43 protein-coding genes are annotated in these 25,921 nt (G+C 63.5%); 28 read left to right on the top strand and 15 right to left on the bottom strand.

The window, feature by feature from the left end; genetic code table 11:
• Nucleotides 1-14: 14 nt before the first annotated feature.
• The 24 genes from NMK44_RS21275 (at nt 15) to NMK44_RS21385 (ending at nt 13,423) form a co-directional block, all read left to right on the top strand.
• The gene (locus NMK44_RS21275) at nt 15-941 is read left to right on the top strand and encodes a hypothetical protein (protein ID WP_254745427.1); all 927 of its coding nucleotides are present in this window, start codon (nt 15-17) and stop codon (nt 939-941) included.
• 49 nt (nt 942-990) lie between these two features.
• The gene (locus NMK44_RS42085) at nt 991-1,122 is read left to right on the top strand and encodes a hypothetical protein (RefSeq protein WP_302888477.1); all 132 of its coding nucleotides are present in this window, start codon (nt 991-993) and stop codon (nt 1,120-1,122) included.
• On the top strand, nt 1,119-1,475 hold the full coding sequence (locus NMK44_RS21280; RefSeq protein ID WP_254745429.1) for a hypothetical protein: 357 nt from the start codon (nt 1,119-1,121) through the stop codon (nt 1,473-1,475). The genes NMK44_RS42085 and NMK44_RS21280 overlap by 4 nt, the downstream gene beginning before the upstream one ends.
• Before the next feature lie 19 nt (nt 1,476-1,494).
• A complete protein-coding gene (locus tag NMK44_RS21285) occupies nt 1,495-2,037 on the top strand; it encodes a CHC2 zinc finger domain-containing protein (RefSeq protein WP_254745431.1) in 543 nt (180 codons plus the stop codon).
• Between the two features lie 348 nt (nt 2,038-2,385).
• Nucleotides 2,386-2,850, top strand: coding sequence for a macro domain-containing protein (locus NMK44_RS21290; RefSeq protein ID WP_254745444.1), 465 nt, complete (start codon nt 2,386-2,388; stop codon nt 2,848-2,850).
• Between the two features lie 50 nt (nt 2,851-2,900).
• Nucleotides 2,901-3,653: a hypothetical protein gene (locus NMK44_RS21295; protein WP_254745446.1), complete on the top strand. Its 753-nt coding sequence runs from the start codon at nt 2,901-2,903 to the stop codon at nt 3,651-3,653.
• Between the two features lie 35 nt (nt 3,654-3,688).
• Nucleotides 3,689-3,958, top strand: a complete 270-nt coding sequence (locus NMK44_RS21300; protein WP_254745448.1) for a hypothetical protein — start codon at nt 3,689-3,691, stop codon at nt 3,956-3,958.
• A 75-nt stretch (nt 3,959-4,033) separates the two neighbouring features.
• Nucleotides 4,034-4,447: a helix-turn-helix domain-containing protein gene (locus NMK44_RS21305; RefSeq protein WP_254745450.1), complete on the top strand. Its 414-nt coding sequence runs from the start codon at nt 4,034-4,036 to the stop codon at nt 4,445-4,447.
• A 135-nt stretch (nt 4,448-4,582) separates the two neighbouring features.
• Nucleotides 4,583-5,011, top strand: a complete 429-nt coding sequence (locus NMK44_RS21310; RefSeq protein ID WP_254745452.1) for a hypothetical protein — start codon at nt 4,583-4,585, stop codon at nt 5,009-5,011.
• A gap of 383 nt (nt 5,012-5,394) precedes the next feature.
• Nucleotides 5,395-5,763, top strand: a complete 369-nt coding sequence (locus tag NMK44_RS21315) for a hypothetical protein (RefSeq protein ID WP_254745454.1) — start codon at nt 5,395-5,397, stop codon at nt 5,761-5,763.
• A 210-nt stretch (nt 5,764-5,973) separates the two neighbouring features.
• Nucleotides 5,974-6,291 carry a hypothetical protein gene (locus tag NMK44_RS21320; protein WP_254745456.1) on the top strand — a complete coding sequence of 106 codons (318 nt, stop codon included), beginning with the start codon at nt 5,974-5,976 and terminating at the stop codon, nt 6,289-6,291.
• A gap of 19 nt (nt 6,292-6,310) precedes the next feature.
• Nucleotides 6,311-6,757, top strand: a complete 447-nt coding sequence (locus tag NMK44_RS21325) for a hypothetical protein (RefSeq protein WP_254745458.1) — start codon at nt 6,311-6,313, stop codon at nt 6,755-6,757.
• A gap of 102 nt (nt 6,758-6,859) precedes the next feature.
• Nucleotides 6,860-7,192: a hypothetical protein gene (locus tag NMK44_RS21330; protein WP_254745460.1), complete on the top strand. Its 333-nt coding sequence runs from the start codon at nt 6,860-6,862 to the stop codon at nt 7,190-7,192.
• A gap of 448 nt (nt 7,193-7,640) precedes the next feature.
• A complete protein-coding gene (locus NMK44_RS21335) occupies nt 7,641-8,006 on the top strand; it encodes a hypothetical protein (protein WP_254745462.1) in 366 nt (121 codons plus the stop codon).
• A gap of 68 nt (nt 8,007-8,074) precedes the next feature.
• Entirely contained in the window at nt 8,075-8,407 is a 333-nt protein-coding gene (locus NMK44_RS21340; protein WP_254745464.1) for a hypothetical protein, read from the top strand.
• 48 nt (nt 8,408-8,455) lie between these two features.
• Nucleotides 8,456-8,746: a hypothetical protein gene (locus NMK44_RS21345; protein WP_254745465.1), complete on the top strand. Its 291-nt coding sequence runs from the start codon at nt 8,456-8,458 to the stop codon at nt 8,744-8,746.
• Nucleotides 8,747-8,798: 52 nt separating this feature from the next.
• Complete coding sequence (locus tag NMK44_RS21350; RefSeq protein ID WP_254745467.1) at nt 8,799-9,149, top strand: hypothetical protein; 351 nt, start codon at nt 8,799-8,801, stop codon at nt 9,147-9,149.
• A gap of 170 nt (nt 9,150-9,319) precedes the next feature.
• Entirely contained in the window at nt 9,320-9,499 is a 180-nt protein-coding gene (locus NMK44_RS21355) for a hypothetical protein (RefSeq protein ID WP_254745469.1), read from the top strand.
• Between the two features lie 93 nt (nt 9,500-9,592).
• Nucleotides 9,593-9,928, top strand: coding sequence for a hypothetical protein (locus NMK44_RS21360; RefSeq protein WP_254745471.1), 336 nt, complete (start codon nt 9,593-9,595; stop codon nt 9,926-9,928).
• Nucleotides 9,929-9,965: 37 nt separating this feature from the next.
• Complete coding sequence (locus NMK44_RS21365; RefSeq protein ID WP_254745473.1) at nt 9,966-10,424, top strand: hypothetical protein; 459 nt, start codon at nt 9,966-9,968, stop codon at nt 10,422-10,424.
• Between the two features lie 344 nt (nt 10,425-10,768).
• The gene (locus tag NMK44_RS21370) at nt 10,769-11,860 is read left to right on the top strand and encodes a hypothetical protein (protein WP_254745475.1); all 1,092 of its coding nucleotides are present in this window, start codon (nt 10,769-10,771) and stop codon (nt 11,858-11,860) included.
• The gene (locus NMK44_RS21375) at nt 11,860-12,264 is read left to right on the top strand and encodes a hypothetical protein (protein ID WP_254745477.1); all 405 of its coding nucleotides are present in this window, start codon (nt 11,860-11,862) and stop codon (nt 12,262-12,264) included. The genes NMK44_RS21370 and NMK44_RS21375 overlap by 1 nt, the downstream gene beginning before the upstream one ends.
• Before the next feature lie 93 nt (nt 12,265-12,357).
• A complete protein-coding gene (locus NMK44_RS21380; protein WP_254745479.1) occupies nt 12,358-12,558 on the top strand; it encodes a hypothetical protein in 201 nt (66 codons plus the stop codon).
• Nucleotides 12,559-12,940: 382 nt separating this feature from the next.
• Nucleotides 12,941-13,423: a hypothetical protein gene (locus tag NMK44_RS21385; RefSeq protein WP_254745481.1), complete on the top strand. Its 483-nt coding sequence runs from the start codon at nt 12,941-12,943 to the stop codon at nt 13,421-13,423.
• A gap of 56 nt (nt 13,424-13,479) precedes the next feature.
• Here NMK44_RS21385 and NMK44_RS21390 read toward each other — a convergent pair whose 3' ends face one another.
• Nucleotides 13,480-13,812: a hypothetical protein gene (locus tag NMK44_RS21390; protein ID WP_254745483.1), complete on the bottom strand. Its 333-nt coding sequence runs from the start codon at nt 13,810-13,812 to the stop codon at nt 13,480-13,482.
• Between the two features lie 37 nt (nt 13,813-13,849).
• Between NMK44_RS21390 and NMK44_RS21395 the strand changes: the two genes are divergently transcribed.
• The gene (locus tag NMK44_RS21395) at nt 13,850-14,512 is read left to right on the top strand and encodes an HAD family hydrolase (protein WP_254745485.1); all 663 of its coding nucleotides are present in this window, start codon (nt 13,850-13,852) and stop codon (nt 14,510-14,512) included.
• A 369-nt stretch (nt 14,513-14,881) separates the two neighbouring features.
• Here NMK44_RS21395 and NMK44_RS21400 read toward each other — a convergent pair whose 3' ends face one another.
• The 3 genes from NMK44_RS21400 to NMK44_RS21410 all read right to left on the bottom strand — a co-directional run bounded on the left by NMK44_RS21400 (nt 14,882) and on the right by NMK44_RS21410 (nt 16,502).
• Nucleotides 14,882-15,463 (bottom strand): hypothetical protein, encoded by a 582-nt coding sequence (locus tag NMK44_RS21400; RefSeq protein WP_254745486.1) that lies wholly within the window; start codon nt 15,461-15,463, stop codon nt 14,882-14,884.
• 97 nt (nt 15,464-15,560) lie between these two features.
• Nucleotides 15,561-15,782: a hypothetical protein gene (locus NMK44_RS21405; protein WP_254745487.1), complete on the bottom strand. Its 222-nt coding sequence runs from the start codon at nt 15,780-15,782 to the stop codon at nt 15,561-15,563.
• Nucleotides 15,783-15,800: 18 nt separating this feature from the next.
• Nucleotides 15,801-16,502 (bottom strand): TerD family protein, encoded by a 702-nt coding sequence (locus NMK44_RS21410; RefSeq protein ID WP_254745488.1) that lies wholly within the window; start codon nt 16,500-16,502, stop codon nt 15,801-15,803.
• 429 nt (nt 16,503-16,931) lie between these two features.
• Between NMK44_RS21410 and NMK44_RS21415 the strand changes: the two genes are divergently transcribed.
• Nucleotides 16,932-17,609 carry a hypothetical protein gene (locus NMK44_RS21415; RefSeq protein WP_254745489.1) on the top strand — a complete coding sequence of 226 codons (678 nt, stop codon included), beginning with the start codon at nt 16,932-16,934 and terminating at the stop codon, nt 17,607-17,609.
• Nucleotides 17,610-17,666: 57 nt separating this feature from the next.
• Here the strand turns inward: NMK44_RS21415 and NMK44_RS21420 are convergent, their stop codons facing one another.
• The 3 genes from NMK44_RS21420 to NMK44_RS21430 form a co-directional block, all read right to left on the bottom strand.
• On the bottom strand, nt 17,667-17,915 hold the full coding sequence (locus tag NMK44_RS21420) for a hypothetical protein (RefSeq protein WP_254745490.1): 249 nt from the start codon (nt 17,913-17,915) through the stop codon (nt 17,667-17,669).
• A gap of 60 nt (nt 17,916-17,975) precedes the next feature.
• On the bottom strand, nt 17,976-19,082 hold the full coding sequence (locus NMK44_RS21425; protein WP_254745491.1) for a hypothetical protein: 1,107 nt from the start codon (nt 19,080-19,082) through the stop codon (nt 17,976-17,978).
• Nucleotides 19,083-19,242: 160 nt separating this feature from the next.
• Nucleotides 19,243-19,875, bottom strand: coding sequence for a hypothetical protein (locus NMK44_RS21430; protein ID WP_254745492.1), 633 nt, complete (start codon nt 19,873-19,875; stop codon nt 19,243-19,245).
• 155 nt (nt 19,876-20,030) lie between these two features.
• On the opposite strand from NMK44_RS21430, the gene NMK44_RS21435 reads away from it, so the two are divergent.
• Together NMK44_RS21435 and NMK44_RS21440 are read left to right on the top strand one after the other, a co-directional pair.
• A complete protein-coding gene (locus NMK44_RS21435; protein ID WP_254745493.1) occupies nt 20,031-20,393 on the top strand; it encodes a hypothetical protein in 363 nt (120 codons plus the stop codon).
• Between the two features lie 55 nt (nt 20,394-20,448).
• Complete coding sequence (locus NMK44_RS21440; RefSeq protein ID WP_254745494.1) at nt 20,449-20,613, top strand: hypothetical protein; 165 nt, start codon at nt 20,449-20,451, stop codon at nt 20,611-20,613.
• Between the two features lie 132 nt (nt 20,614-20,745).
• Here NMK44_RS21440 and NMK44_RS21445 read toward each other — a convergent pair whose 3' ends face one another.
• The 8 genes from NMK44_RS21445 to NMK44_RS21480 all read right to left on the bottom strand — a co-directional run bounded on the left by NMK44_RS21445 (nt 20,746) and on the right by NMK44_RS21480 (nt 25,907).
• Nucleotides 20,746-21,567, bottom strand: a complete 822-nt coding sequence (locus NMK44_RS21445; RefSeq protein ID WP_254745496.1) for a hypothetical protein — start codon at nt 21,565-21,567, stop codon at nt 20,746-20,748.
• A 1,123-nt stretch (nt 21,568-22,690) separates the two neighbouring features.
• Nucleotides 22,691-22,909 carry a hypothetical protein gene (locus tag NMK44_RS21450; protein ID WP_254745498.1) on the bottom strand — a complete coding sequence of 73 codons (219 nt, stop codon included), beginning with the start codon at nt 22,907-22,909 and terminating at the stop codon, nt 22,691-22,693.
• Entirely contained in the window at nt 22,906-23,058 is a 153-nt protein-coding gene (locus NMK44_RS21455) for a hypothetical protein (protein ID WP_254745500.1), read from the bottom strand. The genes NMK44_RS21450 and NMK44_RS21455 overlap by 4 nt, the downstream gene beginning before the upstream one ends.
• Before the next feature lie 41 nt (nt 23,059-23,099).
• Nucleotides 23,100-23,582 (bottom strand): hypothetical protein, encoded by a 483-nt coding sequence (locus tag NMK44_RS21460; RefSeq protein ID WP_254745502.1) that lies wholly within the window; start codon nt 23,580-23,582, stop codon nt 23,100-23,102.
• Entirely contained in the window at nt 23,579-23,890 is a 312-nt protein-coding gene (locus NMK44_RS21465; RefSeq protein WP_254745504.1) for a hypothetical protein, read from the bottom strand. The genes NMK44_RS21460 and NMK44_RS21465 overlap by 4 nt, the downstream gene beginning before the upstream one ends.
• Before the next feature lie 277 nt (nt 23,891-24,167).
• Complete coding sequence (locus tag NMK44_RS21470) at nt 24,168-24,389, bottom strand: hypothetical protein (RefSeq protein ID WP_254745506.1); 222 nt, start codon at nt 24,387-24,389, stop codon at nt 24,168-24,170.
• 711 nt (nt 24,390-25,100) lie between these two features.
• Nucleotides 25,101-25,496, bottom strand: coding sequence for a hypothetical protein (locus NMK44_RS21475; protein WP_254745508.1), 396 nt, complete (start codon nt 25,494-25,496; stop codon nt 25,101-25,103).
• A gap of 18 nt (nt 25,497-25,514) precedes the next feature.
• Nucleotides 25,515-25,907 (bottom strand): hypothetical protein, encoded by a 393-nt coding sequence (locus NMK44_RS21480; RefSeq protein WP_254745510.1) that lies wholly within the window; start codon nt 25,905-25,907, stop codon nt 25,515-25,517.
• Between the last annotated feature and the right edge of the window lie 14 nt (nt 25,908-25,921).

Raw genomic sequence — 25,921 nt, forward strand, 5'->3', positions numbered from 1 at the left:
AGCGAGGATCAATCATGAGCGGCAACCCGGACGAGATGCATGTGTACCACCTCTCCAGCGAGCATTCCGACTGGGCGGACATGGACGACTACATGCCCCGTCAAATCGCAGTCCCGACTGATCTGCAGCCCCTCTTCCTCACAGGCAAGATCGTTCCCGACGTGAATCAGCTCCACGTCTGGGCGGGCAGCTCGGGTCCAGAGTTCGACCATGGTGACGCATCCATGGAGGCGACGCCGCCGGAGGCTGCCGAATGGCTCGACGCTTACGCCGAGGTCGCCCTGGCGCAGCGGACATTCCGGGAGAAGGTGGAGGACGCACAGAGGGGGTATGAGGCGGCACAACGGAAGGCGCTGGCGGGCCTCGCCCAGGCCATGGAGAAGTGGCGGCCCGTCGAGGGCGAGATGAAGAGGCGGAGTGCCGCCCTGGCCGCCAAACTTCACGCACTCCGGACCGCAGCGGAGCAGAGGAAGCAGGAGCAGGAGGAACAAGCACAGAAGGAACAAGCACAGAAGGAACAAGCACAGAAGGAACAAGATGCTACCGATGGCCCGCGCGGAATCGCGCTGTACAAGCCGAAGCGACTGGACAGCAGGAACCGGGCAGACCATGTCGCCCGAGTGCATCTGATGGATTGTCGGCGCCGAGCGAAGACCTCGGGGGCATGGACGTCTTATGATCCCATGAGCAACGACCTCGGGCTGCGGCCGGGTGACGCCTGGTACCGGCTGACCCACCCCGAGGAGTGGATCCGCTCCGCATCGGTCCATTCCCGGGGGAATCTGCGAGTCAAGTTCTGTTCGTCCTGTAAGCCGTGGGTCGTGTTCCAGGAGTGGATTTACGCTTTCCCTCAGCCTCGCCGTGATGCGCATGGATTCATGCTGGCTGGCGTTCAATTGGTCGACGCTCCGCAGGAGTGGGCCACGCACCAGGGGGACTGACCACGCCGCGCTGTGTGAGGGCTGAGCCCGACTCGAGAGGCGGGAAGAGATGAACACGCACGAAGAACTGGTCCAGCGGATCAAGATGGCCCACCCAGAGGACGCGGCCATGGCGATGATCGCCCTGCTGGACCGGGTGGTAAATGACGTTCGCCGGGAGTCACTGGAGGGGGAAGGATGAGCCTGCTAGGTAGTCGCGAGGCGCGACTCGACGCGGACACGCTCAGCATGGATGTGGTCGCCAAGGACGGGACTTTGCTGCGGCTAGCCGTGGCGCGCACGGCCGCCGGTCACGTCGAGCTGGACAACTTGCTGGAGATCCACGAGCACAAGTACGGCAGGGTGGAGCCGCTGGTCACCTACACCGTGAGGGGCTTCCTTTCGGCGGCGGATGATCGCGGACAGCTGACTCTACACATGGGCACCCCGGGGCTGACCATCGAGCAGCACTGGATGACCGTCGCGGGTGACTGGCTCCAGATGCTCGCCGAGGCGCCAACGAGGGATGCGCCCGACGAGGCTGTCACCCACTAGCAAGGGGAGGGAGGAGAGCATGACACCGGATGACCTGCTGGGCCCGCGGGTTCACAAAGTGATTCGCCTGGAGAATAGCGAGGAAGTTGAGGTATCGGCACGCCCTCGCAAGGATGGTGGCTTCATCGGTCGGACGATGATCACCGTCAAGCGACCCGGAGAACGGATTGGCGCCGGAGTCCAGGTCCGGGTGCTGGAGTACCTCGCGGATGCCTCTGGCTCGGCCCTGGAGGGTATTCGCTCGGCGCTGGCAGAGCGGGGCGTCACAATGTCCCGCCTCGGCGCTGACCACTGGGCCGCCTGCCCGAGACACAGCGATCGGGCGCCATCGCTGACCGTCCGGGAACACGAGCGGGGTGTCTTCCTGGAATGTCACGCCGGATGTTCCACGGGGGCGGTGCTGGACAGTCTCGGGTTGAGCTGGTCCGCCGTGTTCAACAAGCGGCGACCCGAGGGTGCGGACATCCTGGTGGGTGCAGAATCTCCGCTCACCAAGGCGGACGCACAAGCCATCCTGCACTGGTTGAGTGAGGCGGGACAGTCGACCCGGGGGAGCGATTGACGTGCCGATACGGTGCCCCTGCAGGGGTGGCCAGCAAGCCGAGCTCTGCTTGTGGAGGGGTACCGAGTCCCAGGCTGGTCCGCCGTGGTGGATTAAGCCGGACGGCGCCCGCTTCTGGGTCCTGGAAGAAGACGGCCATGAAGATCACGGGCAATCACTGATCTGCGAGGCAGCCAAGAAGGTGATTCTTCGGGGTTCCTCCGAGACGATCGCCCTGTCGCTGATGCTGTTTCGACAGTGGGCCGGACACAACTGAGGAACCCCAAGCAACTCCCATCTGACGCGCTTCAGCAAGGGCTCCGCCACGTCGGGCCCTTGCTGGGGAATTTCACGAAAAGAGATAAGTCCATGCCACTGCACTTCACGTCAGGGGACCTGTTGGACTCGACCTGCATGGCCTTGGTGAGCCCGGTGAATTGTGTCGGGGTTGCCGGAGCGGGGCTTGCGAAGCAATTCAAAGATCGTTGGCCACGGCAGGTCGCCGAGTATGCCGCATTCTGCCGCGCAGGAAAGATGGCTCCAGGGGTTCTCCATGAGGCGCTACTCCCGGACGGCCGAAGCATCGTCAGCGTGCCGACAAAACGGCATTGGCGGGATGAGTCCCGACTGAGTGACGTCTACTCGGGGATCAACACCCTTGCGGAGTACTGCCGAGACGCAGGCATCCCCTCCATGGCGATTCCTGCGCTCGGTTGTGGACTGGGCGGGCTGCCGAAGCACCTGGTCCTGAACGCAATCAAGCTCAAGATGCACGACCTTCAGACCGAAGTCTGGCTGTACGGATTCGAGGGAAGCGCTTCGCCCCGGCGATGACGGATCCCGGACAGCATCATTTCGCCATCGTTTCGAGGAAAAGGAACCCCATGAGCACCTTTGATTACCTGACCCCCGCCGAGGCGGTCGCCGCCGCCTGCGACGACGCCCCGGAGTACCAGCGCATCACCGGCCTGCGGGGCATGGACGCGGACCGCGTGCCGGACCTGATCACCCGCACGGCAACCGGCGTCGCCCGTCAGCCCCAGCGGCCCTGGCGCGCCCACGGCCACCTGGACAAGTTCAAGAAGATCGCGCGGGTTGAGTGGGCCAAGGACGCCGACCCGGATACGGCCGAGGTGTTCTACGCCGACGGCTCCGCGGACCTGATCAAGCGGGGAGACCTGCTGTGCGTCGAGCGGCCGATTTTCACCGCCGAGACTGACATCAAGGCGGACGACGACCGCGAATTCATGACCCTGTCCGCTCTCGTGGCGGCCGACGGCGTCACCCTGACCTCTGAGCACATCGCCACCGGCACCGACGCCACAGGGTGGGAGCACGACGAGTACCGCATCACGATCGCCTACGGCGGCCGGTCCTACACCCAGACAGTCCTTCACGGCATCGACGTCAGGGAGGAACCGGAGCTGGTGGAAACGGTCGGGATGCTCGTCTCCCAGTCCATGACCGCTTTCTCCGCCGAGAGCTACGAGGACTGGGCCAGCGATTTCAGCAGTGACCCCGCCGAGTGGATGCCCAGGAAGACCTACGACGAGAACGTCAAGATGGCCCAGGATCTGCGCGCACTGTTCGGCGAGGAGCGCTATGAGCGCTACGCCACGGCCGAGCGCGACGCATAATGCCGCACCCGGCCATCCCATCACCCAGGAGACCGATGATGATCCCCTTTATTCCGTCCACCAACAGCCCGGTTGTCGCCTCCGGCCCCACCCGGCCGGTCGAGCCGGACCCGGAGGGCTATCCGAAGCGCAGCTGCTGTGAGTACTGCGAGGAAGTCATCAAGCAGGTCGCCGACGGTGCGCCCTGGACTGTGGGCAACCTGCTCGGCGGCGACAATCCCGAGTGTCCCAAGGCCCCCAATCCCGACGACGGCCCAATGCCCCACCACGCGCCCGGCATCATCCTCCATCCGCCCAAGCTCTAAGCACCACAGCCCCGGTCCGGTTCGACTCCGGCCCGGGGCGCTCACCATCACCCGCCACCACCACGAGGGGGACACTTGAACACCACCGACACCAAGGTATTCACGGACGCTGACACCCTGGAGGATTCCGCCCTTCTGGCCGCGCTTGAGGTCGCCAGCGGCATCGTCCACGCCCCCGACGGCGCGCGGCTGGTCGCTCAGGGACTGGCCACGGTCGACGAGGAGCGCGGGCACTACTTCCTGACCGCCGACGGTCGCGCCGCCGCTGAAGCGCTCCGCGAGCGCGAGCGGCTGATCCTCCCTGACGACTACTTGGAGATCATCCTCAGCCTGTCCGGCCGCGCCAAGCACAAGGTAACCGGCTGGATCACGGGCATTACCACCATGGGCCGCCCGTACATCGAGCGCGTACGCCTCCCACACACATCGCCCGAGGCGTTCCACGAGAGCATCTACACGGGTTCGACCTGGGTCGGCATCCCATTCTAGATCTTCAGCAAGCTGGGCGGATACGCCGAGCAGGACGGCGCCCGTACCTACCTCGCGCCTTCGTTCCGTCCCTCCTGGGCGCCCGAGCCGGAGCACACCATCCCGGGCACACCGTTCCCCCTCGACCGCGACGCGGTGAACGCACTGGGGCACGCTGACGCCGTGTGGTCCGACCTGTGCAGTCAGGAGCCCGGGGCCCCGTTCCGACTGGCCACGATCGACGCCGACGGCCCCCGGGGCGTGTACATGCCTCCGGCCGCGTGGATCTTCCACCACCTCAGCCGCGACGTCCGCCTCGACCTCGACGAGCAGGGCCGCTACCGCGTCACCGTCACGGACGCTCCAGGCGCCGGATGGGACACCCCCAACCCTCCCGCCGTCTGGACAGGGCATCGCGCCGACGTTGCCGTCAAGGCCATGGCGCGCGCCCTGTACGGCACGAAGTGCGCCCACGGATACGGCACCGGCCGCGACTCCTGTCCCGGCTGCGACTACACGGCCGAGCTGTTCGAGGAGCGCTACCCTCTGCGCGGCTACGGAATGCGCAGCCTGGTTCTCCACTGACCAACTACCCCGGCTCATCGGAAGTGATCAACAAGTGAGCATCCATGCCCGTTGCTTTCACGTAACACAGACTCCTGACGGCCGCGATGTGGCCTGTCAGAGGTCCAAGGGGCACGACACCAGCAAGCCCAAGAGAGAGCGCCGACACCATACCCCCGACGATGGGGGATGGACCTGGATCGGTGACGGAATCGCCATGCATGAAGAAGGGGCCAGCGAGTGAGTACACGACAGACCAGACCTGAACCCTTTCAGGTGAGTCGCACGCTCTTTGTGCGCCTCCCGGAGGTCGGCTTGTGCCGCCTCGGCGCCTGGGGCTGGCAGCCCTGCAGTGAGGCACTTCTGATTGCCCATCAGCGTGCAGCAAAAGAAGGAGAAATGTGATGCACGGGTCTCTCACTAACCGCCTGCTGGAGAACTCCGTGGGCGAGACTCCTGTCATCGGCATGGGGGCGACCATTACCCACTGGTCGGATCGAACTCCGGCCACCGTCGTCGAGGTGAAGGTGTTCAAGTCCGGCGCCCGCAAGGGAATGCCCAGGGAGATCGTCGTTCAGTACGACCACTGGAAGGTCGTCTCCGGCAGCACGGACGACGGATCTGCGAAGTATGAATACGAGAGGGATGCGAACGGGCATACGGAAATCTATGTTGTCAACAACAGTGGCCGCTGGGTAAAGAAGGGCCTCGCCGGTAAGGGGAATGGGCTGGTCGTGGGGGAGCGCGACCGCTACTGGGACCCGCACTCCTGATCATGAATCAGATGAGATAGACTGGCCTAGGCCAGCAAAAGGGAAGGGGAAGAAGATGACCGACAAGGCGCCACTGCCGAAGCGAGACCCGGGGGCCACGAACCCGCCCCCGGCGCCACCGAACCCGTACAAGCGGAGTTCATGACCGGTGACACCGGGCCGAGGGGGTGCCAGAATGGCGCCCCCTCTTCGTTTCCGAAAGGACCGGATGTGACGCCACGGGAGCTCTTCGCCGCACCTCAGTCGATACATCCTCAGTGGATACACGGCAGCGATATAGGGGTCGATGAAGGCGGGGGCTTGTGGGTGAGGGCTGACGCCGAGCTGCGTTCCGACCTCAGCGTGAGTGCATCAATCCTGGGGGCAAGGGTTTTCCCGCTGAACTTCCGGGAGTACTCCATACTCACACCGGGCAAGATGACCGGACTGGACCCCAGGAGCAGGGTCGAGCCAGTCTGGCACCGCATCAACAGACTCAAAGCCGACGCCATGGGGTCGGTGGGGTCAGCATGGATCGCTGTCAGCTGACAGCAAAAGGAGAAGAAGCATGAGTGAGATGAGCCAGTTCGTAGACCGGTTCACAGAAGTAGCCGCCGATAGCGATTACTCAAGTTACGCACGGCTGACGGGGATTGACCGGTGGGACATCCGCGCGACGGCCGAGGCCCTGTGGACTCACTGGCTGCGCTTCGGTGGCGACCGGGAGGAGATGGCCCGCAGCCTGACCGGAGAAGTCGTCATTGACGCCCTGCTGGCGCAGGAGGCGCGCTACGACGATGAGGGGGACCTGGTCGAGGCCCAGTTCACCGCATTCTGGGATGCGGTCGACGACATGAAGCTGACCTTCGGCCTGCGAGGGAAGATCCGGAGCGAGCTCGCCTCCAAGTACCTCGGAGACCAGCGAGAGCAAGGGCACTCCGTGGTCAGCGACGGTCAGGGAATCTGGCTGTTCAAGTTTGACGACTCCATGGACCGGATCCACAGTCTCACATGACACGACACGGGAAGGGGTGGCCCGTTCGGGCCACCCCTTCCCGTGTTTTCGGAGTGACCTAGGCCGAAGACTGATAGACTCCATTCGGCAGAAGGAGATGGAATGTCCAACGACTTGACAGTGCAGCCTCGGATCGGATCGCACGCCGAGCCCTACTTCAGCGTGGCCGCAAAGGACGCCTTCGTGGACGTTCTGACCGCCGCCAATCGCCTCCTCATCCCAAGGTTGCGGCATCACTACATCAACCCCGTCACCGACCTGGATCAGGCAACCCAGAAGGCCCGGGGTCACTGCAACGCCCACCTGGGTCGGCTCGCGCTGACCTATCAGCGCGCCGCTCTTGCCTGCTTTCGCGGCGAAATGGACCGGGCAGACAGCGACGAAGCACGGGAGGAGTTCATTCGGGGCTGCCGCGTGGCACTCGGAACGGATTAGCAGGGGGAGATGTGGAACTGACATATGACCACCTCGAGGGCCCGGCGCTGATCAGCGTGGATGCCCCTGGCCTGCCGATTGACGTATGGGTGACTGACAGGCGGCAGGGGGTCATCAGTACCCGGGTGGTGGCACCCGGTGCACGCCATGCATACGTGGGACCCAACCCTTCCGGGCGCGGCGGAGTCGGAATCAGAATCGAAATGACCCCAGGGGTCGGTGGCGCCACGCAGACCGTGACCGCCATTGGGGGGTCAAGCTCAATCGTGTGTGGTGGGGGTATCACCATCGGCAACTCCGGACACCGACCTGCTCCCGGCATCCTCTTACTGATCCCCATGGGCTGCACCCTCGACTTCCAGGGTCACGGAAGGGTCACGGTTCACCACGGCGGCAACGACATGGAGCTGAAGGCGGCTGCTGAGGCGGGACTCCTGAGGATGACTCAGTGAACCCTGACCTTAACGCCATGTCTCTCTATCTATGTTCGTGGCTGCACGATCCCGTGAACCCGATGCCATACCTGGAGACCGTGCAAGAGTGCCTCACCAGCGCTCGCCAGACGTTTGCCAAGCGTGACATGTCCGATGAGGAGAGTCTGCGCTGGTCATACCTCGATCGCGTGGCGAAAGATGGCCCCGATGAGGAGCTGCTCACGTGGGCCGTTCGTGTCGCGGATGCGCTGAATCACGGCATGTTACAACACGATCCCTGGCATCCAAGCAACCAAAGCGCGTACTCGTATCGCGGATTTCCGCTCACGTTTGGCGACCTTGAGGAGCTGTTCTGGGCCGACATCCCTGACGGGGGCTAATCGGCCTGAGGATGCCGGAGCGAAAAGTCGCATCACGACAGGCAACCAAAAGAAGGGGAGCGGTAGGGATGACTGAGCTATCGCACAAGATCGATTTCTACAACCTGACGCCCGAACAGAAGCTCGGGATTCTCAAAGAGATGGGCTTCCGCGAGGAGGGACCACCCGAGCACAGCGCCAGTTGCACCTCCCGGCAGGGCACAGGTCTTGTCTGCACGTGCCTGCCCGGTACCACCTCCTTCAAGGCGCCTGCCGATGTACGGCGGTACATGGGGGAGACGCCGAAGGCCCGGGAGGAATTCGCTGAGAAGCGCTGGACGTACGAGAATGACGGCATCGGGAAGCCCCCCGGCCTCTGGGTCGAACATCTCGAGAAGACAGCGCCGCGGTGGAACACGTGACGAGCGAGCCGGGCGAAACGAGACTCGAGTCGGTCCTGAGGTGACGTTGTGGCACAGATTGACGTGAGCGAGGTCAGAGGGCTGGTACGAGTCGGGGAGGCCAGTGACGAGAAGGGGAACCCTGTTGGGGTCCTGGAAGTACTGGGCATCCCCGTTCTGTATGCCAACAAGGGAGACCTCGACCGGTACGGCCACGCCGACTGGCGGGGCATGTTCGAGCAGCGCCTGGCGAGACTCCTGTCTCGTGGGCTAGTCGGCGAGGATGATCCCAGGTGGTGGGCGCCCGACTCACCCACCGGCCGGGAGGTCGGGCCGATTCAGTTTTCCGATGAAGAGTAGGCAAGTCTCAGGCATGACTGCTGCGGGCGAACCAGACCAGGGGAGGGTCATCATGGGCGACGCATACAAGGAAGCTCCGAAGTATGTACCGAGGATCAGGGCGGTGGGCAAGCTGATCTTCAGGCAGAGGGTCATCAACGCCCTCGAGGAGGGCGGCGTACCGGAAGCCGAGCGCGGAGAGAAGGGTCCCGTCTGCCTTCGGGCCGGGTACTACCTGCTCCCACGCGAAGCCGACCGGGGCAAAGTGGTCAACATCGTCATCCTGGGTCGCTCCAGCGTTCCCGTCGGGATCCGCCAGGGGGAGCGTGACGCCGTCACTCAGCAGGCTCGGGCCGCCCTGGTTGAAGCCGGGATTGAAGTGCGGATCGATCAGCACGGGCACCTTGAGGCCGTGGACCGGTAGTGGCTCGAAGGAAGGTCTCGGAACGCCTCCTGGAGAGGATCCGAGGGGCGTTCCCCGAGCTGGACATCCCCAAGGGTGCCCGCCTCGAGCGTGGAGTCGGTTCCGCCCGGGGCGCGAACCGCACCGAAGGCGCCTGGGTGTGGGTCGTCTGTCAGGCTGATGGTGTGCCAGTGCATCAAGATTTCAATGGCCGCCCTCTGGCGATCGGCTCGCAGTGGACGATGACCGAGCTGGTGAAGACGCCTCTCGTAGCTCACCCTGACCTGTACGGCGACATCCATATCGAACCGACCGACGAAGTGCAAAAGGAACTTGCGGCGAACAGTCAGCGGCGCCCAAGAAGGAAGTGACCGAGGTCGAAACCGGGCAGCCAGCCCGATCGTGCAGTGAGGCTGCACCTGATGATGACCGCATCACAGAGAAGCGAAAAGGGAGAAGAAGCCATGCAGCAGACAACGGTTCGATTCTACGAAGGCGCCTCCGAGCATCACGTGAACATCTTCGGCACGCAGGTGAAGGCGTACAGTGAGTCACTGCGCATCGCCGGATATCGCTGGGTCAACGAAACCGTCAACCAGTACGACACCTGGGAGCTTCCGGGGGGGATCGACGGAGATGCGGTTCACTTCCTCTTCCAGGAAAATTCCGACGGGGTACCGAGCGTCCTGATCGCCGCCTCGGCATTCGACGAATCACTCAAGCTCCTCGAAGAAGCCCTTCGGTTCGCCCAGCCCGGCCCTGAGTACACCATCCAGCCTCGCCAGCGCCCCGGCTCGTAAGCCACGAGACGGTAATCGAAATCGCCCGAGGGGACGGATGATGTTCACGATCGAACAAATCTTGCGCCTGATGACTCACGGACTGCCACTCCCGCAGAGCGAACACCCCGCACCATCCGATGAGCAGATCGACGAGCTCCAGACAGCAAGCGAAGCCCTGCTTGCCAAAGCCCTCCACCAGGAGGCGCCAGAAGTCGTGGAGCGGCAGATTGACGAGTTGTGCGATCGTTACGGATGGTTCATCACGGCTGGCGTGCTGGGTATGACCTTCGCTCAGTGCTACAACGAGGATCAGGTTTTCACCCTGGCTCCACTCAGCGATGACGTGGAGACGCTGCTGGTCTCCTTCGCTGTCGCCGCTGCCGCGGAATCCACGGATGAGGGAGCTTGGACCATCCCGGTGGCCATGCTCGCGTCGGCCGAAGAGGGCCTTGCGAGGAACTTCGTAGCAGCTGGCGTCCTGGTTGCGTGCTGCGCCCTGGTCGAGCAGCAGTGAAGGGCTCCAACACCTATTGCTGCCCGGCCTGCGGGAAGGTCTTTGACGTGAGCGACGATGCGGCCCCCTTCGCCATCGCCTCTCACGAAAAGAGTCACGGTCAGGGAATCCCGGCTGCGCGACGCCCCCGCAAGGAGGGAAATCGAACTGGTGTCACCGGCAGTCGCTTCGCGGATGTCGTTGACGACGTCATTGATGGTGCATCCGACGCCATAGGTAGTGTGATCGGAAAACTACTCGGAGATTGACTGGCCAACGACTGGCAAGTCCGGTGATACGCAGGTGTTGACGGACTTGCCAGTCATGCGGTGTGATGTATTCACGTTCCTGGAAAGGAGATTCGCGTGGCAGACAAGGATGCCAAGAGCGCGATTGAGAAGCTGTTGGGGTTCGAGTTCGTCTCTGATCCCCGCAAAGCACGTTTCCCAATCCCCGAGGTGCCGAAGGGGCACCCGAAGGACCGGCCATACCCATTCCCGGCAATGCAGATAACGCCGGAAATGGCCAAGGATGTACTGAAGTTCAGGGTCATCCGCATGGAGGTCATGCCCCGGACTCTGAGGCACCCTCAGATGACCGGCAACCGGCGCTTCCTGATGGCGGCCCTGAAGGGCTCGCGCCACGACAAGGGGTGGATCCGTCGATTCAAGGACAAGGAGATGCACCCCGGCACCACGGACACGGTGTCCTTCACTCCCGACGGGTTCCTGCTGGACGGCCAGCACCGCTTCGCCGCCTGCTACCTGTCCCGTGTCCCCTTCGAGGTGCCCCCCATGGTGAACACCCCATGGGACACATTCTCCGTCAAGGACACTGGTCGCGGGCGAACACCTGGTCAGCTGCTGGGTGAGGTGCCGTACGCCGACTCCTGCGCCGCAGCGGCGAAGCTGATCCTGCCAGTGCTGTACGGAAGTGAGCGCAAGGACTGGATCAGTACGACTGCCTCCAACCAGGAGATCTACGATCTCGTTCACGGCTGGCCTTTCTTTCACGAGTCCTGGAATGAGGGCGGCTCGTGGATGCGTGAGGTTCTGGCTGCGTCCGCCCGGCGAATCCCGCCCACGGCCCTTGCTGCGTCGATCATGATGGCGCTGGCGGCGGGAGCTGACCCGTTCCACGTACAGAGCTTCCTCGAAGCCCTCAAGCCTTCATACAGGGAGGGCTTCCCGAAGATCGGGGAGAGGGGCGAGGATCCCCGTTACCTGCTCCGCCGGACCTACATGAACCGGGTCCCGAAGGGCAAGGCGACGACCGACCGGGAACGGCGCCAGCAGGTGGGGCACGTCCGCAAGGCGCTGTCGATCTGGCTTGACTACCAGGGCGGCCACAAGATGACGGAGCTGACCCGTCTGCCCACCACGCCGGATCACGCAGACCTGCCCGAAGTCTGGTTTGCCGACGCCGTCCGCAAGTTTCACCGAGAGAAGGTTTCCTGATGGAGTGGCTGCGGCCTGAGTTCAAGGACCGTGAGGACCTGCTGGAAACCCGTGCCGAGTTCGAGAAGCGCACGGGTGTGACCAAGCAGAGCCTGTCGAGCCACTTCACCAGGTACGCCGACCTGGTTCCGGATGTCGTCAAGAAGTTCGGCAAGCAGAAGTGGTTTCTCGCCAGCGAGCTGGACGACTTCATCGCGTGGATCTCCGCGAACACCGGCACGAGGTCCGAAGCCGACATCAAGCGCGCCGAGATCGCCCGCCTCACCAAGGCAATCGAGGAAGCGGAGGAGCGAGAAAATCGGCACAAGGCGCACCTGGAGAAGGCCCAGGCGGACAAGACTCGCCACATGCGGCAGCGTAAGCATGCCGAGTCCGACCTGAGCTTCCTGGAGCAGGGCAGCTAGACGCTACCAGCTTTTACCTCACCCTGTACCACGAAAAAGGGCCCCCGGAGGGGCCCTTTTTCGTGGTACCTTTAAACAGGAAAAGGAGAAGTTGTGGAGTTCACGGTGGAGTTCTTTGACTACGGGCGCCACGGCGTGACCGTAAAAGAGCCCCGGACGGGGCTTCTGGGTGAAGGAAGAGACAAAGAGGAGGCCAGAGATGACCTGGTCCGGAAGCTCTGGCAATGCATTGAATGGGATGACATACCTCCCAGCGAAGGGCCAGCGCGCACCATCGAAACCATCACCGTCTGATCACGTTCTTGGCGGAGGCACAGTGTCTTTTACGCTGGTTCGTCACAGCATGTGGACAATTGACCATTTTCCCCGCTTCCGGCGGGCGATCGAACCCGTACCCATCGGCCCTCTCGCCGCTCAGGGGGTCACCAGCTTCGGTGGACTGATCTTCTCCACGGCAGATGAAGCGTGGGACAGGGCGGAGAGGCTGATGTACCCGCTCGGTGACACAACGCGCCCTGCCGATCCGATCGGCGACTTCGTACAGCTTCCACTCTTGAAGCTGCCGCTGTTCGTGCCTAAATTCTCTCGGCATCTCCTCGCGGTTTAGGGTAGATGCGGGACCCGCTTCACGCGGACAACCCAACCGCATCGTTTCCGCCTCAGAGGGAGTTGGCCCATGGCACGTGTTCGCGGCGTATACCTGAGGAAGCCTCCCCCTGGGCCCTCGACCTACAGCTCCAAGGAGGCAGCGCTGGCCGCCTCTCCAACGCTGACAGTTGCGGACGCGGCGTTCCCGAAAAGCAAGCTGGAGTCGGTAAAAAACGCAGCGTTCAGAGTCAACTCCGGCGGGCGCGGCGACTGGTCCCAGGGGGAGTTCTTTGCCATCTGGGACTACGCCAAAGACCTGGTCCTGCGAACCAAGGGGGGTGACGGGGAGGATTCCGTCGAAGTGGTTGGGTTCGTCAGGGGCGCCGAGGTGATCGGTGAGGACGGTGAGTCCATCGGATCACTCGAATCCATGCTCAAGGAGCAAGGGGTGGAGACAGGGGGCTGGGTCCTCTTGATCGGAGTGCAGCCGCACGTACCCGAAGGGTGGCACGAGGTGGTGAACGCCCCTGGCAGCAGGCGGCGGAAGGGTCGCAGCAAGTCCGCAGACTGAAGCAGGGGCCGTCTCGGTGGCGGCCCCTCTTCTGTGCGCTACAATGGCCTAGGCCGTTAGGGCTGTTGCTCTATCCGTACACCGGGGAGCCAGAAACGAGTGTCAGCACATTCATCCATCTGTAGTTGAACCGTCTCGGCAAGAGCGACCGCCCGACTGGCGGCTTCCCCCCGCAACCGCAGAACGAGATTCACCAGGAAGGCGCTGTACTGCTGAATTGTCCCTTCCAGGCGCAGACAGTCATGGCCGCTATCGGGGTGATGGCCTACCCCCAGATGAGCTCGATCCAACCCCGCTTGCGCCAGGGACTCGGCGATGACGCCTTCAGGAAAGACATTCTGGCTATCGCCCATTTCCACCCCTTCGGACAACCGCTTTTCGTGGCTCACCCTACTGCTATTTTACGACAACGCGAGAGGACTACGTGTGCGCAGCGCATACCTGGACATTGACGGAACCCTGGTCGAGGACGGACTGTGGCTCCGCCTCATCGAGCAGCTCATCAACGATGACCTCGGGGACAAGGAGCCACTGCTCCGCTGCATGGCGGACCTGAAGTCGCCCCACGCCAATGGCATGGAAGCCGTGCGCAGGGAAATCCCGGTCGCGCTGAAGCACGTCGGTTCGGCCGACATGGAGGCGGTGCTGGAGCGCGCCTGGGACAGGGTGGAACCCTTCCCCTTCGCTCGCCCCCTGGCTCGGCTCCTGATGCGCAAGGGAGTGGGTGTCATCCTCGTCTCCGGTGCGCCGCAGGCGCTGGCCGAGAAGGTGGGGGCGCTTTTCGGCGCCGAGGCCGTCTATGGCTGCGTCCTCCGGCCGGGCGAGGAGACGTTCGACCGGTTCATCGGCTCGTCCGAGGCCAAAGGGTCCCTCACCCGGTACGTCGCCCAGGAACGCGACGACGACCTCGGCCGCGTCATGGCAATGGGCAATGGACGCAATGACGTAGGAATGCTTGAGCAGGTCGGCTTTCCGTTCGCCTTCGAGCCTTCAGGGGAGCTCCGACGTGAGGCCGAAATCCACGGCTGGCGGATCACGGATCGAGCTCACGTGATGGATGATATCGAGGCTCTGTCGGAAGTGAAATGATGGAGCCCGCTCCTCAAGTCACCTTTTCCTGGCGGGAATCCCCCATGCCCATACCGCGGATCATCCGCACTGTTCTCCACTCGCTTCTCGCTGCCCTCCTGGGTGTCGCCCTCTATGTCGGCATACAGGGTGCCCTGATGCTGCATGACATCTATCAGATACTCACTTGGCTCGGAGGGGCGGGGGAGTGACCCCAGGCCGTCCGTTAGTGCCGCGCCAGCAGCCTCAAGGCATCTCAGTTCGCAGAAGTCCCGCCCTGGCCCCATAGGGGTTCTTGACTTACGATTTCCCTGGGGTTCCTGACCCGCATTCCATGGGGTGGCCGACTCCATGCGGCCATAGGGGTGCGGGTCTCTCCCCGTTTGCGAATCAATCAACCTTCATGTCGGGGTACTTGCGCGCCACCGCAGCCTTCACCTTCTTCTGCTCCTCTGGGGAGCCGAACTGCTTCACGCGGGCGAGTGCGGAGCGAGCGCGCTCGGGAGTGTCGATCGGATACTTCCTCCCCGGCAGGGCGAAGTCCTTGGCATCAAGATCGCCCCGCTGCTTGGCGTCGAGGGGGGCTTCCTTCATATCGGGCCGCTCCGACTCCCGCTCCTCGTCCTCGTCGCCCTCTTTGTCTGCGAGCCAGGGAGGCAGCGCCTCGCGGGGCCTGATCTGCGGCGCTGTGGCCTCCTGGGCCGTCTCCCAGGGCAGCTTGGACTCATCGACCCGACCCCGCCTGCGGGCCGCTGTACCGCCCAGGTAGCCATCGGGGTACATGATCGGGGGAGGAGTCTCTCCGATCAGCTCCGGGTCAAGCGCGGTCGCTTCGCGGGCCTGACTGCGGAAGCCGATCCCGCTGCGCGTGTACCGCTTGTCCCGCACGGCCATCATGGGCATACCGTCGGAGCTGGATGCCTCATCGAGACCGGTCGCTGCGAGGCTATGAGTGTCGTATCCGTTGGCCATTGGCCCTCCCGTATTGAGATCGCCTTCAAGGTGACAGCGTAATTGCGGACACGGCAAGGAGCCCGCCCCGTGGCGGGGCGGGCTCCTTGGGGATGCTCTATCGATTTGCCGCCGACCGATCGATCGTCCAGTCGGCCTGCATCACGCGAAGGATTGCGTCTTCCGTTGCATCATCCTGGACCAGATCCCGCAGAATCAGTCGCCAGACGGGATTGCATTCCCGCAGAAATTCGGCGGCCAGGGGTGGTACTTCGGCCAATGCCTGAATCGCCTTGACTCTGCGTCCCTCCGGGGAGAGTAGCTGCACCTTTTCCGGCATGGCTCTTCCTTCAGCTCGTCAGTTCGCGGCGGCGGCCTTACGGATCAGGTCCATCTGGTCTCCGTGCCGGACGTTGACCCGAACCTTCCGCTTCTCCAGCTTCCACCTGACGGTCGGCCGTCCTGCCTCGTCGTTGATGCGGTTGAGCACCGCGACGATGACGCAGTTCTCGGTGCCGACCAGGGAGGGGCGGACACAGAACGCGGGGTCGGCCGACGCACCCGTGCCGTCGTAGATGGTGAAGAGGACGTTGTTCGCGCCCTGGAACCCCTTGTCACCCATGGCCTTGTTGCCCGCCTTGAAGGCGGAGACCATCACGACGATCTTGTGGAACTCTCCCGGAATCGTGGCGAGGTGGATGCTGATCACCTCGTCGTCACCGTCACCCTCGCCGGTCCGGTTGTCCCCGGAGTGAGTGATGGCGCCGTCTCCCGGACGGTGATGCAGCGGGTTCATCAGGTTGCCGTCGAAGCCCGCGCACAGCGTCACCGGCTCTTCGTCCTGAAATAGCACGGCAACTGCGTCAAGGTCAGACCCGGCCTTGCGTGAGAGCTTTCCGAAGACTCCACCCCGCCCCCGGCTCGAGGCGTCCCAGGAGGCGCCAATGCTGATCACGCCCTCCACGTCCAGGGACTGGTCGTCACCAAGGAATGGCAGACCGGCTGGAGCCAGATCTGAATCCGGAATCGGAGCCGTAGGGGCACCGGGGTTCTTGAACATGTCAGTCGTCAAATCGCACCTCGTCCTGCACGCCAGTCCTTGATGTTCTTGCCCGCATTGCCGGAGCCCTGGCCCCGATTCCCGGCTGGAATGCCAACCTCGCCATCGTCACCGGAGCCACTGTTTCCAGTGTTGCCCCAGATCCCGGATTCGAGAAGCACGTTTCCCTCTTTCCGTAGCTTTCTTGGCCAGCCTTTCCGTCCGGCCTAGGCCAGTCTATCCGGTTCAACTGGCTTTGACCAACCGGAACTTGAGGGAACCAACGCCGGGTTTTCCGCCGCCCCCAAATCGCGCCGCACAGGTGAACCGAGAGTGACGAACGAGGGTTGGCGGCGCTATCATGGCTGCCTCCCCGCACTCCGGGGACGAGGAAAGGGGAAGAGTTTGAACGGGAAGCCGTCATGGGCTGGCATTGCTCCGTCACCGACCGTGATCGACCAGCTTGACCAGGAAGACGTAACCGTCCTGGCGCTCCTGGCGTGGGCCACGGCGACCAATCGGCCAATCACCTCAACACATGTGGCCGCACTGTCGGACCGCAACGGGGTCCCCATCGGGATCACCGAGGCCAGGGCCATTACCGAGTCGCTCAAACGGCTGGGAATCGCATCTGTGCTCGGCATGGGAAATGAGAACCCGTTGTCGATTTTCCTGGGGGGCTTCCAGCCTGCTTACGCCAGGCGACAGGACTCTGCATTCAGGTCGAACCGCAGCACGGCATCACGAGGTGCCGTGACGGCGCCACGCACCGGCCCGCAAGGCCAGGGTCATGAGCGCCCCAGCTCTGAACCGAAGGCCACCCCGGGCCTCCCCATGGAGCACAGCACGGGCAAGCTCGCCGCCCTGAAGACCACCGCCGCCACGCCCGCCTTCGTCCCCAAGGAATCGAAGAGGCTGCGCACCGAGCTGAACTGGGTGACCAAGAACCTGAAGGACCCGGTCAAGGAGGCGGCTGAGCGCAAGCGGATCCTGAGTGAGCGGATCCGTCTCTACGAGCGGTGGCTGGACGCCGAACCCGGACACCCGGAACTGCGCAGCTGGCTGGACCGCAAATACAAGGCGCTGCCTGAGCTGGAGCAACAGCTTGAGCAGGTCCGCGCAAAGTAGAAGAGAATACCCCCGCTGGCAAGAATCAGCGGGGGTGTGGATATTTGCGAGGGGCGTCTACACGCCAGGGCCGTCCTGGCCCGACTGGCGCTCCTGCGTGCGAGCCTTCTGCTCGAGCCCGGCCAGCATTCGGGTTGCCTCCACGCGGGCCTCCGGAGCGGAGAGTCCCCTCTGGATCAGGCCCGGGGTCATGAGCTCCTCAATCAACTCACGCATCGCTTCGATCGTGCCCGGCAGGGCTGGGCGCGGCTGCCTGCGGAGCGCTTCGATCAGGGCTTGATCGTCGTCGGCGTACTCGGAGCCCACTCTGCATCACTCCATACTCTGCTCGATCCCGGTCTGGACGGCATATCGACGTCACGCCGTCTACTCGTTCAGGAGGCGGCGCCACGTGCCATCGGCGAGCGCCTTCTTCAGGGCGGGGACGAGGTGATGCGGGACCAAGCCTCCCTGCTTCAGCAGCTCTCGGGGAATATCCGTCGACCCCGGCACACAGAAGGGTTCGAACGCTTTCATGAGGGCGCGGAACTGCTCAGGATGCCGACGGACCAGTCCCGCACGGGAAGCCCCCCTCGCCTCTCGCCAGGGCCGCTCAATCTCCTCACGACGAACAGCAACGGCTCGGACCACCTCTCGGGCATGCATCAGTTGCTCCCTGTGTCGCTGAGCCACAGCCCGGACGAAACGCCGCCGGTTGATCAACTGGCGGGCCTCTTGATGAGCCATACGGTCGAGATCCCGCATGTTCAGCTTCGGGAGCCCCACGCTGAAGACCGGCTCGAGTCCGGCGAGCTCACAGTGTCGGTCACGCAGGTGCTCCAGGGCCTGCAGCCAGTGACGCAGCAGCAGCGGGTGTCTCAGTTCGACGCAGCGATCCCCCTGACTCGTGACGTCCTTGGCGACGATTGCGGTGAGCGCATGCGGAGGCTTGCCCAGGAGAGCCTCCACCTCGGGGGTGACAGGTGTCTGGAGTAACCCTCTCCGGACGGCGTCCTCCATCGCATCGAACCGGTCCGCGTAGTGGAAGCCATAGAAGGGATGCTGGGGCTCGAGACCATTGCGAGCGACCTCTTCAGCTGCGAGTGTCTGTGCCTCCTCGTGGTGATGCCGTGCCAGCATCGCCAGGCAAACCGAGCGAGCGTTCTTGTGGTGGGCGGGGAGCATCTTCCAGCCCTGCTCGCGCACGTGGGTTTCCACCATGCCGTTGACGCGGCCCATGCGTTGAACCACTTGGCCAGATTTCTTCTGGGTGTTTTTGAGCCGCCTGTCCCGCAGGAATGCCATCCGCTCCACGCTCGAAGCCAGCTCACCGGAGGCGGCGTAGAGGGCGTCCGCCCACTGCTCCAGCCAGTCCTCACTCTGCAGAGCCTCAACCACCGTCGGATGTACCCGACCGGTGGCCTCCGCAACGGCGGTCGCGGCGAGGACATCGAAATCGACCTCCCACCACCGCTCAAGGTCGGAGTAGGGCATGGAACGGATGTCTTCAAGGGGTAGGTACGAAGGCATTTTGACGCCTTTCACTCGACTCAACATGAATGCTCCAAGAAGGATTTGAATCCTTACGGAGCGTGACAAGTTGTGCACAATCTATGTGAATGTAAGCCTCGGTTGGACTCTGTTCTTGACCGCGTCAGATGGTGTCGACCCTGGTGATCTCAGGATTGTGCATCTCGATGCACAGGCTCCAGCCCATCTGTTCCTTGCCCATGAAGTACCGCTCGTGGCCATCGCGGACGCCGCTCGCGATCAGGCGGCGCTCGACCTCCCGCCACTCCGTCTGGGCCTTGCCGCGCTGGGGCTTCGGGCCGACCGGGACCAGGTCGTGGCGAATCTCGTAGACGTCCCAACGGACGTCGCGCACCGGGCCGGAACGCATGTTCCAGACCTCGACGACGCCGCCCCCGAACTCCGATCGCAGCGCCTTGCGTAGCCTCTCGATCGCCTCGGGCTCGTCGAGGTCGGGGATGAACAGCGCTGTGGAGATGCGCGTTCCAGAGTCCTTGAGCAGCCACTTCTCCTCGCCGCCCTCGGACGGCACATAGACGGTGCTCACCGAGTACTCGGAGCCGTAGACGGAGAGGACACGGACCTTATCCCTCCCGCCGCGCTCCTTGGCGATCCGGGCTCGCTCCAGGAGGCCGGTGTGGGGCTGGAAATCCGACGAGGGGACGAGCACCTCGTCGTCGGCCGTCAGGGCCTCGGTCTCGTCCTCACTCAGAAGGCGGACGTTGACGGGCCGGGCGCAGCTCTCGATGAATCCCACAGGGATCACCCTTCTGTTTCGGGGCCGGGGCTTCCGGCCTCGCGTTGTGTTCGCTGCCCGGGGCTTCCGGGCGGCTGCGGAAGAACGTAGCAGGGAGCCGACACCTCCGATAACCTCCGCTATCGTGACATTCAAAATCTGAGGGGGGCTCACCAATGAGCGACACCACCGACACCACCACTCCACCCCTACCGCCCACGCGCATCCTCTCCCCGTACGGCTACAACGAGGCGTGCGACGTGGAGGACGAGACGTACCTGTGCGAGATTGAGGACGCGATCTGCAACGGCCGGATCCTCTCGTCCCTCACCGGCGGCGAGCGCAACCGAGGCGGCGGCCGTCAGCAGGAGGTGTCCGTAACCCGCTTCCGGGACCCCCGCACGAGCGAGGTCCGCTGCGCGGTGGAGGTCTGGAACGACGGCCGCAACGGCAGGTACGACTACGCTGACCGCACGGTGGCCAGCGAACAGGCGGGCGAGTGGTCCCGTTTGATCAACCTCCGGCCCACGGGTCGATAGAGAACAGGCGTGACCGCCATCACGACAAGACCCGGCGGGCGACAGGGGTGGAGGCATGAGCAGCCATTACAAGTTCGAGGTGCACCCGACCACCCCCGGCGAGACTGACGACGAGGACCAGGCCGTCGAGCAGCTCGCCGCGCGCGTGCGCGAGCCGGTACGGGACTGGCAGGAGGAGACCGGCATCGAGGTTTTCGTGAGCGAGGTGTCGCGCACGTGACCCCCAGCGCCACGCCGACATCAGCGGATCGCACCCTCTCTGCGAGAGGCGCTCGCGTAGATGCTGCACTTCACCGAATCCGACACATGCCTCTCCATCTCTCTTTGCGGCCCACGATCGCACGCTTCTCGCTCAACCCTGAACGTCCATCGTCTTCTTGATCTCTTTCGCCAGGTCGGCGGCAGTCTGGGCTACTCGCTCCAGAGACTGCATGGCGATCTCTGCTTTGCGGTGCACCTTATCCATGGCGGCCTGCCCCTGCATGAAGGTCCGCAGGCCCTCGGCGGCCACCTGAGGGGTAATCTGATCGCGCCAAGGGATGGCATCCAGCTCCATCCCGAGCGCCTGCTCCAGCTCATCGAGACGCTCCAGCCGACGGCGCTCCCCTGGGGAGAGGGAGCCTAGGCTCTTGCGCTCACGCTTCGCCTGCTCCCGGAACTGTTCGTTCAGAACGTTCCGCTGCTGCCGCAGCGCGTTAGTCCGAGTCGTCTCCGTGTTCTTGAGCAGAGTGAGCAGCAATCCGATGGTCAGCTTGGGCTCGCGCTCCTCCGGCTTGACGAGGGTCTTGAAGCGCCTGCCGCGAGAGCCGGGCACCATCAGGCCCCAGCCGGGCGGAAGCTCCTCGGGCGGCGCCACGTCGGCCGTGGGGGCGACGATGGAGAAGGTCGTGGAGTACGGCCACCATGCCTCCGCCTTCGCCGGGTTGTCCAACTCCCGCCGGAAGTCGGCCCGCGAGGTCTTGAGCTCGCACACATCTATCCGCCCGGCGCCCCGCGAGTGCCACAGACCAATGTGCACGGCGTCAGCCCGGCGAGTGGAGCCTGGGGCTGTGACCTCGGTGAGGTATACGGCCCCGGCGCCCGCCAGATCAACGCGATCGGCGGGCCGAATGTAATGTGCGTGCAGCAGGTCGTTGAGCTCCTGCGTGGTCATCTTTTCCGTCTGAACGGTCACCCGTCCCCCCTGCCTTTCCGTCGATATGCGGGGAGAGGCGATAGGGCCACTTCAGCCATAAAACCTCTCACCCTCCCTGATTCGGCACCCTCGGGGTCGTGCTTTGGGATCGCGAATTTCATCGTCATCCCAGGCGGCTGGAGGTGCCCAGCTCTGTCTTTCTGCGTGCTCCCTGGCATCTCGTGCACTCCTCGCGGAAATGCTCAAGTCTCCAGGATCGGCGTCCCACAGGCGGTTATATGCGCGGGTGATCGCGCGGTCTATCGCAACGCTCACGTTCCTGCGTAGGCCAGATCGCAGGTCCGCGAGAGTCTCCTTACTGGTGCCGATCTCGGGCGCCAGCGGACGAAGCGGAAAGCCGCGAGTAGCGAGGGCCTGCAATCGTCGCCGGGCCCCCGTTGCATCTATTCGCACCCGGAGCTCTGACTCGTAGTCATCGGACGGCACGGGTAGCCCAAGGATCGCTTCCAATGTATCCAGGTGGAACGTTCTGTCTGGCCCAGAGATGACCAGCGAGACAGTGTCTCGATGGAGTCCGGCCTTTCGTGCAATATCCAATACTCCCATACCGGCAGCAATCAATTTCTTGCCATGCTCGGAAGCAAGCTCCGCGGACTGTCCTATGCGCGTAATACCCCTCTCTCTATCGGCGCGGTTTGCTGCACGGGCGCGCGCAGCGGCGTCTCGGCACTCATCCCTGGTGCACCCATAGAAACCGCATGAAGCCATGCCGTGACGGACCTTCGAGTTAGCGGGACGTTTCATTTCAATTACCTTTCCGTTTTTGAACTCCCCCTGCCCGGCCATCCCCGCCGCTCCAGCGCTTTCACTAGGGGTTTTTCGTGAATCCACCCAAGGGATCCGCGACTCAACTCCTTGACCTCATTGCGGGCAAGAACCCGAATTTCTTCAGGTTCCGGAGTGAGCGTGGGCGGGTATTGCACTTGAAGGATTTCCACCCGGATCAACGTGACGAGTCGCTCACGATTGCGATGCAATAGCCTCACCACTCGGCGACAATACTTTGGATCCATCTCCTCGATCCGATGCTCCACGCCTTCAGAGTCTCGCCAGATTCGATCCTGATTGAGGAGTTTCAAGTACTTCAATCTCGAGTCTCCAGTCACTGACCCTCCTCGGCAATCCGCTGCCGGATGCACCTTTCAATCGCAGGCCAGTAGTGGGCCAGCACTTCAGCAACCTGATTCTGGGACATGACGGGACCAGGTGCGGTGTACGTCAGGTTGGTGATCTCGATGGGGATGTCGTCAGGATCGGCGGGCACCGTTTTGCGTGCTGGACGGTCCACACTGCAGTCACAGGCCCAGGTGCACATCGTCATGCCGAGATCTCCACTTCTTCCACCGGAATGCCGCTGGCGAGCTGTCTGCGAAGCAGGACCAGGCGAGCAGAGACCAGATTGTCGCGCTTCACGAGGGCCCGACGGACCCACGGCTTGAGCAGCCACCAGCAATCCGCGCACAGGTACATCCGAGCGCTGCGTTCCTTGTGACACCCCGGACATATCAGCTTCACGAGCCCCCCTCTTCCTGCGGAGGCGCAACCTCGACGACCGTGCGGCCTCCCGTGAACTCAGCGAACATTCCCTCGGGCATCCACCAGCACTGACACCCCCAGACCGTGGACCCATTGTCCAGATCCAGCCGAGGGTTGAGGTCCATCTGGGCAAGCAGTTCGCGGGCGCGCTGCTCCAGAGGCTTGGCGTGTTCGCGAGCCAGACTGGCCAAGCCTTCCATGACACGGATGTCAGCCTCTTCGCGCGTTGCCTTACCCTCGGACACCCGCTTGTCCCAGTGGGCCGACAGCCAGGAGTCATCCATGCGGGACTCGTTGGCGAGGATTGCGTTCTGGGCCCGTTCATAGTCAGCCGGAGTCCAGTTACCGGAGCCGGGGCGGGGGAAGTGTCCAGCGTAGACGCCTCGTCCATAGACATAAACCGTGGCGTCATCCGAGTTGCGAACCGCAACGATGCGGGATCCTGGAGGCGCGCTCATGACCGATCTCCGTCGGGTGGGGTCTGGTTGATGGTCGGCGGCGCGAGGTAGAGCCGGGAGTCGGGCTCCCCTGAGCACCGGGATCGGCAGCGAATCTCGCCGTCGGCTTCGAGCTTCCGGCGGTTCACGTACCCGATCTCTTCGTGGGGTCCACATGCAAGGCGAAGGTAGTAGATCCGCTTCGGCGTCTTCTTGGTGATCCGAAATGACACGACCTGGGCTGACTGCCAGACGTCATGACTGTCGAAATATCCGGATTCAATGCCGTAGAGATACTCGGCAGAGCCGGAGGGGCCGTCGCTGCACATGATTCCTCTTCTCCCGAAGGACGCTCACCCTGGCACCAGGCCCTCTAGTCTCGCCATCATGACGACAGGCAGGGAACAGCGCTGGGGTGTGACCCGCTCGGGATACCGGTACGAGCGGGTCAGCGCAGGCGAGCTGCTGGCCGCGAACGGAGAGCCTTCCTCCTGGAGCTGCGGCGAGGTGAACTGCGGAGCTCACATCCAGGGCGGCCGGGCCGCCCTGGATGAGCACTATCGAGTCATTCATCCCGGTGCAGACCGACCGCATGGATAGTGCGATCTACGGAGCGGTCCACTGCGCCCCATTCAATCCGACGAGCCGACGACCCGACTTCGCCTCCCTGGCGATGTAGTCGTCAGTGCAGAGGAAGTGCCCGTTTTTCCGGTTGTAGGTTCCCTCGTCGGCTGCAACGAACTCTTCAGGAGAGACGCCCTCGATCCGGGCACCTTCGATATATTCCGGAATTTCGTTGGGCGACTTGTTGCAGTCAATGCAGTGCATTCCACAATCTCCTTAATCACGGAGGATTCGGAACCAGCTCCGGAATTCTTTTTTGCTGGACGAGTAGAAGTCAGCATCCTCGCCCCGGAGGGTGCTGACCTGATACCAAGTCACCATCGGGGCATCTGTCACCGGATGGAGAAACTCGGCCACGATCAGCGCGGTCCGCTCGGGAACCCTGCGGTGAACGTATTCCGTCATTTATGGGCCCCCTCGCCGATCTGCCTCATCGGGCTCGATTCATTTCTTCGCCCCCCTGAAGCCGCCCCGGCTGCACGGTGGTTGATACTCCACCCTAACACGGCCTAGGCCATCCCGAAAGAGGAACCTTCATTCGACGACGAGGAGCCCGACCCGAGGTCGGCCCGGCTGCACAAGCACCGATGGACCATCGTGAAGATCTTTTCGGTCTCCGGGTACTCCGTGGACTGTAGTGCCCGTACGCCAGCAGCACGTTGTTGATCGAATCCCAGAGCGGTGCAGCATCGCGGATCGTCAGCCTAGCGGCCTCCCCCTGGAGGACTTCAGCACGCGGAGCCCAACCGGCCCCGCGAAGCGCCGTCACATACCGTCGATAGCAGCGTTCACACTCGGAACAGGAGCGATCTCCAGGCTCGTCGCCGCACGTACCGCACTGAGCCCCTGCTTCACTGAGAGCCTGCATGGCGCGATGGTCATGGTCGGAGAAAGTCATAACGGCATCCTTGCTTCCTAATAATAGGAACCGGGGTCGAACGTATCGCGTGCCACTGCTTGATAAATTTCCCAGTTGGTACTGACGTGACCGGTACTAACCTTCGCGCCGCTGGCAGTCCAGAAGGGACGGAGAACCAGCGGCTCTGGGGCTCGACTTTGATACCGACATCCTTCGGCATGCACATCCGGATAGGCGGTGTGATTGAAGGCTCCAGGGCCCAATAGATGGCCGCAACAATGCGCGCGCCAGTCGACGACCCGGTGGCTGGCGGGAACCCGGTGGCCGTCCATGTAGGAGCGGTAGTAATCGCCAATGACATGATTGCCGTGCTCCTTGGCGGCAAGGAGATTGAGGTAGACGCCCAGCGTCTGGTCCCACCTCTGCACGTTCCAGATGCATGAATCAGCCATTTCGGTCCTCCTCGGAAATCAGTGCTTGCGGTTAAGCAGGGTGGGGCCGACGCCGAGCCAGCGGGGTACGCCGGGGCGCGGAGTCTGGCCGGTCTTGGCGGCTGCGCAGGCGATGACGCGCCGCAGTCCGTCGCGGCGGTCTTCGGGTCCGCGTACACCGTTCTGGACGTCGGCGAGGATCGGGCGGAGCGCGTATGCCTGGATGGCGATACGGCCCCGGGTGGAGTGCTCGCAGTAGCGGTCGCCGATGTGCAGCCAGTCGGCAAAGTCCAGCCCGGTGGCAAGCGCGAGACCGTCGATCCGGTCACCGAGTACGGTGCCACCGTCGGTCCACGCATACCAGACGCGCACCCCGCCGTCGGGCCGATGAAAGTTGATCCACAGGAACGTCTCGGGCTCGAAACCGTCCACGATGCCGTCAACAG

It is taken from the genome of Streptomyces cucumeris (assembly GCF_024295805.1).
Lineage (GTDB): Bacteria > Actinomycetota > Actinomycetes > Streptomycetales > Streptomycetaceae > Streptomyces > Streptomyces cucumeris.